Here is a 9,736-nt window from a genome sequence, read left to right as displayed (position 1 = left end):
CTCGTCGCGATAGCCGCGGACGATGCGCTGCGGGGGAAGCAACAGCGTCTGTCCCAGCGCGTCCGCCGGCTCGTCGATGTCGTAGCCCGGCCCCTTGCTGGCGATCTCCAGGATCTGCCCGTCTGGATCGCGAAAGTACAGGCTGGTGAAGTAGCCGCGGTCGTACGGCCCGCTCACGTGCACCCCGTGGTCCGTCAGCCGCCGCTTCCACTTCAGCAGCGCCTCGTCGCCCTCCGCCCCCAGCGCCAGGTGGTGCACCCCGCCGATGCCGGGACGGCCCGCGGGCGCGTCGCCCCACTCGAAGAAGGTGAGGATGGTGCCCGGCCTGCCGCCCTCGTCGCCGAAGTACAGGTGGTAGGCGCCCGGATCGTCGAAGTTCACCGTCTTCTTCACCAGCCCCAGCCCCAGCACGCCGCGATAGAACTCCAGCGTGCGCCGTGCGTTGGACGAGACCATGGTGATGTGGTGAAAGCCCTGCGTCTCCAGCTTCATCCTCGCCTCCTTCCGTGTCCCGGCGCCCCTCCCCAGACGGGGGAGGGCGCACGCTTCGCGCTCGACTTCGGTCAGTCCGCCTGCTTCACGGCCTGCACTTCGAGCGTGATCTTGATGTCGTTGCTCACCAGCACGCCGCCGGTCTCCAGCGCCTGGTTCCAGGTCAGCCCGAAGTCGCGCCGGTCGATCTTCGTCGTCGCGCTGAACGCCGCGCGTTCGCCGCCCCACGGGTCGCCGCCGCGGCCCTCGTCCGTCACGTGCAGCACCACCTGGCGCGTCACGTCTCGGATGGTCAGGTCGCCCGCTACGTCGAAGCCGTCACCCGCCGGCGTCACGCTCGTGCTGCGGAAGCCGAGCGTGGGATAATTCTCGACGTCGAAGAAGTCGGCCGAGCGCAGGTGCGCGTCGCGCTGCTCCTGGCGCGTGTCGATGCTGGTGGTGTCGATCTCCGCCGTCACCGTCGACGCGCTGGGATTGGCCTCGTCGAGCACGATGGTGCCGCTGACGGCGCCGAAGCGGCCGCGCACGGTGCTGATCATCAGGTGCTTCAGCGAGAACTCGACGTTGGTGTGCGCCGGGTCGATCTGCCACGTGGTCGTGGTGCTGGTGCTCTCGGTCGTGATGCTCATGATGACGTCCTCGTTGCGTTGGTTGTTCGCCTGGGCCCTCTCTCGTCTTCGCGGCGGCCGGGCCGTCGACCCGCCGCGATGCTTCACTGCTTTGAATCTTAGAACTAAGATAATCGTGCAAACGACTTTTGTCTAGGCTGGCTTCTCTGCCTCCGCCGCGTGGCGCCCCAGCCTGCGGAGCAGCTCCGTGGCCGTCTCCTTTTCCTCGGGCGTCAGCCCGCCGAGCGCGGCCTCGAGCGCGGCCGCGTGGGCGGGAAAGATCTCGGTGATCAGCGCCTCGCCCTCGGGGGTCAGCGCGGCGTAGTAGGCGCGCCGGTCGTGCTCGCACCGCCGCCGCTCCGCCAGCCCCTTGGCCGCCAGGCGGTCCAGCAGGTAGGTAACGCCGCCGCTGGTCACCAGGATCTTCTTCTGCAGCTCGCCCAGCAGCAGGGGACCCCGGTGGTGCAGCGCCTCCAGGATGCCGAACTCCATCAGCGTCAGGCCATGCCGCGCGATGTCGGCCTGGGCGTGCGCCGCCACGGCGTTGTGCGCGCGTGAAAGCACCACGAACAGCTTCAGCGCCTGCTCCGTCGATTCCTTCGTGCTCGTGCCGCTCATCGTGGTCACCTCGTCATTTATCTTAGCACTAAGATAACCTCTGTACGTCCCAAGATCAAGGGTCGCGGGGGGCCGCGGCGCGTGGTACAATGACGCCCGTCCGCCCGACGCACAACGGTCTTGCAACACGAAACGCCATGTCCGATCCGCAGATACCAATTCTCGCCCACACCCGCGTCGTGGGGAAGGATGCCACGCCCACGCGGTGGCTGCTGGTGCTTCACGGCATCTACGGCAGCGGCCGCAACTGGGGCACCATCGCGCGGCGGCTGGTGGAGGCGCGGCCGGAGTGGGGCGTGCTGCTGGTGGACCTGCGCAACCACGGCGGATCCCGGGGCTTTCCCGGTCCCCACACCCAGGCCGCCACCGCCGCGGACGTCGACCGGCTGGTGGAGCACCTGGGGATCGACGCCACCGCGGTGATGGGGCACTCGTTCGGCGGCAAGGTGGCGCTCGTCTACGCGGCGCACCACGGGGGGGCGGGCCAGCTGCGGCAGGTGTGGGTGATGGACAGCACGCTTTCCGTCCGCGAGCCCGAGGGCAGCGCCTGGCGGATGATCGAGGTGATCCGCGCCCTCCCGCCCGAGTTCGCATCGCGCGCCGAGGCGGTGGAGGGGATCGCCCGCGCCGGGTACGACGAGGGGCTGGGGCAGTGGATGGCCATCAACCTGGAGCTGGTGGATGGAGTTTACCGCTGGCGCCTGGACTGGGAGGTGATCGAGGAGATGCTGCGCGATTATTTCCGCACGGACCTGTGGGAGACCGTCGTGCGCCCGCCGGGTAAGGTGGAGATCCACATCGTGAAGGCGACGGAAAGCAACTCGCTGGACGACGAGGCGATCCGCCGCGTGGAGGCGGCGTCCACCGCCAACCCGCGCGTCCATCTCCACCAGCTGCAGGGCGGGCACTGGATCAACACGGATAATCCTCAGGGCGTGCTGGATCTCCTGGCGGGTAGCCTGCCGTAAGGCGCGCCCTCCCCCGGCCCCTCCCCGCACAAACTGCGTGCGGGGAGGGGGGAACTTCAGGTGAGGATCGACCGGGGGCCGGCGCATGCCGCGGGCGCCCCCCATCCCCAGCCCTTCCCCCGCAAACTGCGCGGGGGAAGGGAGCCAGTGTGGCGCGCCACCCAAGCCCCTCGATGCGCATCAAGGCCTGTCATCCTGAGGCCCAGGCGCACCGCGCTCGCCCGCAGCACATCCCTCGCGGGCCGAAGGATCTAAGCGCGGCCACTTCTCAGCTTGGACGCGGCAGCGGGCACCGACCCAGAGGCCTCGGCGCAGCCGTTCGGGGCTCCACCGGCACGACGCCGCACCTGCGGAACCGCCCGATGTCATCCCGATGGAGCGGCCCCATCGAACCCTGCCCATCCGCCGTACTCCGCAGCGACTGAGGGATCCGCCACACACTCCGCAAAGCGCTCCACGGTTCTCTCGTCGATCAACCCGCTCGGCCGTGTCACCCGGCGATGCTCACGACGGAGATGAACCAGGCGGAGTCCTGGAGCGCCGCCCCTGCTGGGTGGCCAATCCCTGAGTCGCTGCCGGATATCGTGTGCGGGCCAGTTCGAACTGGCCGCTCCGTCGGGATGACACTCGTGCGCACGGGCGCCAAACCCGCTCACGAAGCTCGGGTGCTGCTAACTCCGTAGCACCCCCGAGTAAACCACCTGGCCACTTGCTGCATCCAACATCCGTTACGCAGGACCGTGCAGCACCCAGACTCGGGGCAGCGCCCATGAAGCGAATCAAAACCACCCTCGCCGCCCTGCTCGCAGCAGGCGTGCTTGCCTCACCCGCCGCGGCGCAGGACGCACACCCCTCCGGCACGCCCAACGTGTCGGCGCACCGCGCCGCGGGCATCGTGCTGGACGGGAAGCTCACCGAGGACGTGTGGAAGACGCCCGCGCCGGCCACCGACTTCCGCCAGGCGGAGCCCAACGAGGGCCAGCCCGCCACCCAACGCACCGAGGTGCGCTTCGCCTACGACGAGGCCGCGCTGTACGTGGGCGCGCGGATGTACGACTCGCTGGGTGCCGCCGGCGTTCGCAGGCAGCTCACGCGTCGCGACCAGAACGTGGATAGCGACTACATCCAGCTGGTGTTCGACACCTATCACGACCACGCCGGCCGCACCGTGCTGCAGGTGAACCCGTCGGGCGTCAAGTACGACGCAGGCCAGGCGTCCGCCAATGCCGACCCGTCGTGGGACCCCGTGTGGGTGGCCGAGACGCACGTCGATTCGCTGGGGTGGACGGCCGAGATGCGCATCCCCTGGAGCCAGCTGCGCTTTTCCAGCGCCGTCGAGCAGACGTGGGGAATGCAGATCTGGCGGCAGGCGCAGCGGCTGAACGAAACGTCGATGTGGTCGTTCTGGGGGAGCAAGGAAACGGGCGGGCCGCCGCGCTTCGGGCACCTGGCCGGCATCCGCGTGGAAAGCCGCCCGCGCGGGCTGGAGATCATGCCGTACGCGGTCAGCCGGGCATCGTACGTTACGCCCACCCAGCCGGGGAGCCCCTTCCAGCACGAGCGCGAGTACGACACCCGCATCGGCGCCGACGTGCGGGCGCTGCTGGGCTCCAACCTCACGCTGTCGGCCACCATCAACCCCGACTTCGGGCAGGTGGAGCAGGACCCGGCCGTCGTGAACCTGAGCGCGTTCGAAAGCTACTTCGAGGAGAAGCGCCCCTTCTTCGTGGAGGGGAGCGGCCTGCTCAGCTTCGGCGGGCTCAACTGCTTCACCTGCAGCAACGTCAGCGGGATGTCGCTGTTCTACTCGCGGCGCATCGGGCGGTCGCCGCAGGGAGGGCTGCCGGAGCAGTACGACTACGAGGACCGCCCCGCCAACGCCCGGCTGATCGGCGCCGCCAAGCTCACGGGGCGCACGGCGGGCGGATGGCAGATCGGCGCGCTGGAGGCGGTGACCGCGCGCGAGGTGTCGCGCGTGCGCAACGTCGCCGGCCCGGTGGCGAAGCACACCGTGGAGCCGCTGACCAACTACTTCATGGGCCGCGTGCGCCGCACCACCGCGGGCGGCGCACGCACCTGGGGGCTGATGGCCACCTCCGTGGTCCGCCGCTTCGGCGACGGCGACGGCCTGCTGCGCGACCAGCTTCCCGCGCACGCCGAGGCCCTGGGCGCCGACTGGAACCTGTTCTGGAAGAACCAGACGTACCGGCTGATGGGCAACGTGGCCGTGAGCAACGTCACGGGCGACTCGCTGGCCATCGGCCGGCTGCAGCGCTCGTCCGCGCGCTACTTCAACCGTCCGGACCGCGAGCAGGGGTCCAACGGGGTGTTCAGCGACCGGTACGAAACCGGTGCCACCGCGCTGCGCGGCTTCGGCGGCTACGCGCGGCTGAGCAAGGAGAGCGGCGACTGGCTGTGGGAGTCGTCGGTCAACTACCGCAGCCCGGGGTTCGAGGTGAACGACATGGCGTTCCTCACCCAGGCCGACTACGTGTGGATGCACGGCAACGTGCTCCGGCAGTGGACCCAGCCGGGGAGCTGGTACCGCAACTTCGTCGTGGGCGCGGGCGGGCAGAACCAGGTGAACTTCGACGGTGACCGCACCGACGCGCAGGTGCAGGCGTTCGCCAGCGGCACCTTCCACAACTACTGGGACGCGGGCCTCTACGGCCACTACCGGCCCGAGGTGTACTCCGACCGCGCCACGCGCGGGGGCGCCGTGGTCCGGCGCGCCGCCAGCTGGTTCGTGGGTCCGCGGATGAGCACCGACTCGCGCAAGCCGGTGGTGCTGTCGATGAACCCGGGCTTCGGCGGATCGGCGGACGGGGGCAGCTTCGTGGAAGCGAACGCCAGCCTGCGCTTCAAGCCCAGCACCAACGTGCAGCTCACCCTGTCGCCGGCGTACAACTACAGTGACAGCCGGGCCTCCTACGTCCGCCAGTTCACGGACCCGACTGCGACGGCCATGTTCGGGCGGCGCGCGGTGTTCGCGGACCTGGAGCAGCACACCGTGTCCATGAGCACGCGCCTTAACTGGACGTTCTCGCCCACGATGTCGCTGGAGCTTTACGCGCAGCCGTTCGTGGCCGCGGGCGACTACCGCAACTTCAAGGAGTTCGAGCGGCCGCGCAGCCTGGACCTGCGCACCTTTACCGACGCGGAGCTGTCCGTAGCCGAGACGCGCGCCGACGGCTCCCCGTCGACGTACCGCCTGGACACGGATGGCGACCCGGCGGCGGACCAGGGCTTCCGGTTCGGCAACCCGGACTTCAACGTGCGCTCGCTGCGCGGCAACGCGGTGCTGCGGTGGGAGTACCGGCCGGGAAGCACGCTCTTCCTCGTCTGGCAGCAGCAGCGTTCGGACGGACAGGCGTACGGCGACTTCGAGTTCGGCCGCGACGCCAACGGAATCTTCGATTCCAAGCCCGACAACGTGCTGGTGATCAAGGCCACGTACTGGATCGGCCGTTGATCCGCTGAACCGCATTTCACGCAGAGGGCGCAGAGAACTGAAGGAGGACGCAGAGAAAAAGAAGGATTTTTCTCTGGGTCCTCTCTTTTGTCTCTGCGTCCTCTGCGTGAAACTAAGACAGCCGGTCGTGTTCCACGTGAAACGCGCCCGCGTTCAGCCATCCTGGCGGCAGGTCCCCCACCTCGTCCACGTCCGTCAGGGACTCCAGCAGGGCGGGGGTGATGCCCGCCGCCGCCAGACGCTCCAACGTGGCCGCGAGCACACCGGGCGTGCTCCAGGCGATCCCGTCGAAGACCCCCTCCACCAGCCACGTGAGCCCCAGCAGGTAGTATCCGCCGTCTCGCGCGGGCCCGATCACAGCCTCGTGTTCGTCCAGCGGGGCAATCGCGCGGCGCAGTAGGTCAGTCCGCATCTCCGGCAGGTCCGATCCGATGATCACGACGCGCCGATGCCCATCCGCGAACGCCTGGGCAAAGGCGTCGCGCATCCGCTCGCCCAGATCGCCCTCGGCCTGGGGCAGCAGCGCGGGCCCATCCCCCAGCCATGCGCGTACGGCCGCCTCCGCGTCTGCCGGGGTGAAGTGCACCCGCACCTCCGCACCCGCGACGGCCAGGGCCTCGCGGACGGTGTGCTCGGCAAGGCGGCGGTACACGCGGAGCGCCGCGTCCGCGCCGATGGAGGCGGCCAGGCGCGTCTTTACCCGGCCCGCTTCGGGGGCGCGGACGAACACCAGGATGGCCGCCCGCGCGTGTGGAATGTCCTGTGCACACACGCCGGGCCTTGCAGCGTGGCGGGAACCTCGATCACTCACTTGGATGCCGAACTCAGAAGCGGGGCAGGGGACGCGCACGGCGGCCATCGCCATGGTCAGCGCGGGCCTGGTGGGCCTCGCATGGATGGTGGAGGCCTCTGCCCGGCAGAACCGCACGCGCATGATGCACCGGCGGATGGTGGAGCTGGCGCTGAACGCACTGAGCGCGGGCGACCCGGTGACCGCGCGCCACAGCCGCCGCGTCGCCGATCTCAGCTATGCGCTGGGCCAGGCCTGCCGGATGGCGCGCCGCGATCTGCCCACGCTCCGCGTAGCCGCACTGCTGCACGACATGGGCAAAATCGACGACCGGTTCTTTCACATCGTGCACTCGCGCAAGCGGCTGAGCAAAAAGGAACGCTCGGAGATCAAGTCGCATCCGCACGAGAGCGCCCACATCCTGGCGCCGCTGGAGCCCGAGCATCCGGGGATCCGCGCCATCGTTTCCTCGCACCACGAGTGCTGGAATGGCAGCGGGTATCCCTGCGGTCTCAAGGGCGACGAGATTCCGCTGGGCGCCCGCATCATCGCCCTGGCCGATGCCTTCGACGCCATGACGCAGCCGCGGAAGTACCGCGACGCCATGCCGCTGGAAGAAGCGCTCGAGGAGTTGAGAAAGGGCGCTGGCTCGCAGTTCGACCCGGGTCTGGTGGAACTCGTCCACACCCCTGCCGTGCGGGAGGCCTGGGACGACGTAGCCCAGCGCGACCTGTTCGCCGAGCGCAACGCGATGTCTGACGTGACCGAGTAGGCCCGGGGCGGCTGGCGTATCGGGATGCGTCTCGAACGAGCCGGCGAAGTCCCCCGGCTGCCCTCTCCCCCGGCCCCTCTCCCGCGAGCGGGAGAGGGGAGAATTCGTGTGCGCTTCGGCTGCATTCGGTGCGGCCCAGGACGCCTCATTCCCAACCCTTGAGCCAGCCCGATGCCCTTCCGCGGGCTTGGCGCACTTGGCTGCGCGTGCAGTCCGCGAAGGCGGACTTCGTGATGTTCCAGTCGCGGTTTCAACCGCCGGGACGGGGCCGCAGGCGCGCGCTAAAGCGGGCGGACGCACCGAAACTACAGCCCCGTCGGATAGTGAATGAACGACCATTCAATTCCGAACTCCGCCTCCAGGTGCCGGGCTAGGGCCCTCACTCCCCACGTTTCCGTGGCGTAATGCCCGCCCAGCAGCAGGGTAACACCTCCCTCCTCCGCATCGAAGAAGTTGTGGTGCGCCCCCTCGCCGGTGATGAACGCATCCAGCCCCAGTGCCGCCGCCTCCCCGACGCTCCCACCCGCGCCACCCGTAATCACCCCCACGCGGCGAACGATCTCCGGTCCGCCGGGCGCCATCGTGACCGGCCCCTCCAGCAGCGAACCAAGCCGAGCGGAGAGTGCATCGCGGTGGATGGCATCCATGATCCCCCAGACGCCCACCTGCATGCCCTTGAAGTCGCCCATGCCCCCCTGGATGTCGATCCCCAGCTCGCGCGCCAGCACCGCGTTGTTGCCGACCTCCGGGTGCACGTCCAGCGGCAGGTGCGACGAGTAGAGTGGCAGGTCGGCGTCGAACAGTGCCTTCAATCGGGCATAGCGGCGGCCGGTGACGGTGCGATTGCCGTCCCAGAACAGGCCGTGGTGCACGATCAGCAGGTCGGCCCCGCCGGCGATGGCGCGGTCGATGGTGGCCTGCGCGGCGTCGACGGCCACGGCGATGCGGCGAACCTCGGTGCGACGTGAATCTACCTGCAACCCGTTCAGAGCGTTCGGATAGTCAGGTACGTCCGTGGCCCGAAGGTACCGGTCAAGGTAGGTTACGAGGGCGCGAAGCTCCACGTTGCGAAGGGGTTGTGGGCCTTCCCACAAAAATGTGGAAAACCTCAGTGTATAAGCGGGTGCCCTGCCTGTGGAAAACAGGCAAGCCGTTGCGGCGCAACGGCTTGAACCTGTTCGGCAAAGATGTGGATAAACCTTACGCCTCTGTGGAGTTCTCTCCGGAGGTGCCCGGTGGAAGCGCCGCCATCTGGCCCTGGTCCAGCATCTGGATCTGGCCGTTGAAGCGCGCTCCCTCTTCCAGCTGCAGGTGCTGCGCGGGGGCGCGGATCTGCCCCTCGATGTCGCTGGTGGCCTGCAGCTCCAGGCGGCTCTCGGCCACCAGGGTACCGCGCAGGCGGCCGCCGATCACCGCGTCCTGGGTGATCACCTCGCCGACCACCTCTCCGCTCTTTCCGATAATCACCGCCTTGCCGGCCCGCACGGTGCCCTCGATGCGGCCCTCCACGCGCACGGTGCCCTCCGTCACCAGGTCGCCCGTGATGCTCATGCCGGGTCCGATGATGGACATGGACCCCTCTCCCGCCGCCGTACGCGCCGCAACCGTGCGATCGTCCGCGCCCTTCCGTCCCAGCATTCGGCTACTGTGTGTTCGGGTTGTGGATCATCGTAACGGGGTCTACCGGCCGCCCGTTCCTGCGAATCTCAAAATGGAGGTGCGGCGCGCTGGAAACGCCCGTGCTCCCGCTGAGCGCAATCACCTCGCCCGCCGGCACGCGTTGCCGCGCCCTCACCAGCAGCTCCGAGGCGTGCGCATACAGCGACTCGTACCCGCCGGGATGCGCGATGCGCACGTAGCGGCCGTACACGCTGTCTTCGCCCACCTCCGCCACCACGCCGGAACCCGACGCCAGGATGTGTGACCCCGAGGCAACCGCGATGTCCATGCCGGGGTGCAGCCCGCCGCGCGTGCGCCGCTGCCCGCGCGTCACGTAGCCACGCGCCGCCAGCGGCC

Annotated in this window: 10 protein-coding genes; 3 read left to right on the top strand and 7 right to left on the bottom strand. The window is 69.0% G+C overall.

All coding sequences use genetic code 11. The features are described 5' to 3' along the window. The 3 genes from VIB55_RS19720 to VIB55_RS19710 form a co-directional block, all read right to left on the bottom strand. On the bottom strand, positions 1 to 492 hold a 492-nt coding region (locus VIB55_RS19720; protein ID WP_331878383.1), incomplete at its 3' end, for a VOC family protein. A 71-nt stretch (positions 493 to 563) separates the two neighbouring features. After that, positions 564 to 1,121 carry a YceI family protein gene (locus tag VIB55_RS19715; RefSeq protein ID WP_331878382.1) on the bottom strand — a complete coding sequence of 186 codons (558 nt, stop codon included), beginning with the start codon at positions 1,119 to 1,121 and terminating at the stop codon, positions 564 to 566. Positions 1,122 to 1,253: 132 nt separating this feature from the next. Continuing rightward, positions 1,254 to 1,718: a MarR family transcriptional regulator gene (locus VIB55_RS19710; RefSeq protein WP_331878381.1), complete on the bottom strand. Its 465-nt coding sequence runs from the start codon at positions 1,716 to 1,718 to the stop codon at positions 1,254 to 1,256. A gap of 137 nt (positions 1,719 to 1,855) precedes the next feature. On the opposite strand from VIB55_RS19710, the gene VIB55_RS19705 reads away from it, so the two are divergent. Together VIB55_RS19705 and VIB55_RS19700 are read left to right on the top strand one after the other, a co-directional pair. Continuing rightward, on the top strand, positions 1,856 to 2,686 hold the full coding sequence (locus tag VIB55_RS19705) for an alpha/beta hydrolase (protein ID WP_331878380.1): 831 nt from the start codon (positions 1,856 to 1,858) through the stop codon (positions 2,684 to 2,686). A 769-nt stretch (positions 2,687 to 3,455) separates the two neighbouring features. After that, positions 3,456 to 6,158, top strand: a complete 2,703-nt coding sequence (locus VIB55_RS19700) for a DUF5916 domain-containing protein (RefSeq protein WP_331878379.1) — start codon at positions 3,456 to 3,458, stop codon at positions 6,156 to 6,158. 112 nt (positions 6,159 to 6,270) lie between these two features. Here VIB55_RS19700 and VIB55_RS19695 read toward each other — a convergent pair whose 3' ends face one another. Continuing rightward, positions 6,271 to 6,930: a TIGR04282 family arsenosugar biosynthesis glycosyltransferase gene (locus VIB55_RS19695; RefSeq protein ID WP_331878378.1), complete on the bottom strand. Its 660-nt coding sequence runs from the start codon at positions 6,928 to 6,930 to the stop codon at positions 6,271 to 6,273. Between the two features lie 43 nt (positions 6,931 to 6,973). Between VIB55_RS19695 and VIB55_RS19690 the strand changes: the two genes are divergently transcribed. Then, the gene (locus tag VIB55_RS19690) at positions 6,974 to 7,720 is read left to right on the top strand and encodes an HD-GYP domain-containing protein (RefSeq protein WP_331878377.1); all 747 of its coding nucleotides are present in this window, start codon (positions 6,974 to 6,976) and stop codon (positions 7,718 to 7,720) included. A gap of 305 nt (positions 7,721 to 8,025) precedes the next feature. Here the strand turns inward: VIB55_RS19690 and VIB55_RS19685 are convergent, their stop codons facing one another. The 3 genes from VIB55_RS19685 to VIB55_RS19675 all read right to left on the bottom strand — a co-directional run. Next, a complete protein-coding gene (locus VIB55_RS19685; protein ID WP_331878376.1) occupies positions 8,026 to 8,784 on the bottom strand; it encodes a Nif3-like dinuclear metal center hexameric protein in 759 nt (252 codons plus the stop codon). 136 nt (positions 8,785 to 8,920) lie between these two features. After that, positions 8,921 to 9,292, bottom strand: a complete 372-nt coding sequence (locus VIB55_RS19680; RefSeq protein WP_331878375.1) for a polymer-forming cytoskeletal protein — start codon at positions 9,290 to 9,292, stop codon at positions 8,921 to 8,923. A gap of 70 nt (positions 9,293 to 9,362) precedes the next feature. Further along, positions 9,363 to 9,736 (bottom strand): M23 family metallopeptidase (locus tag VIB55_RS19675; RefSeq protein ID WP_331878374.1); only part of this gene is annotated, 374 nt, incomplete at its 5' end.

This window comes from Longimicrobium sp. (assembly GCF_036554565.1).
Classification (GTDB): Bacteria; Gemmatimonadota; Gemmatimonadetes; order Longimicrobiales; family Longimicrobiaceae; genus Longimicrobium.
Note: the sequence above shows the minus strand (reverse complement) of the source record. Positions and strands in the feature narration are given on the sequence as shown.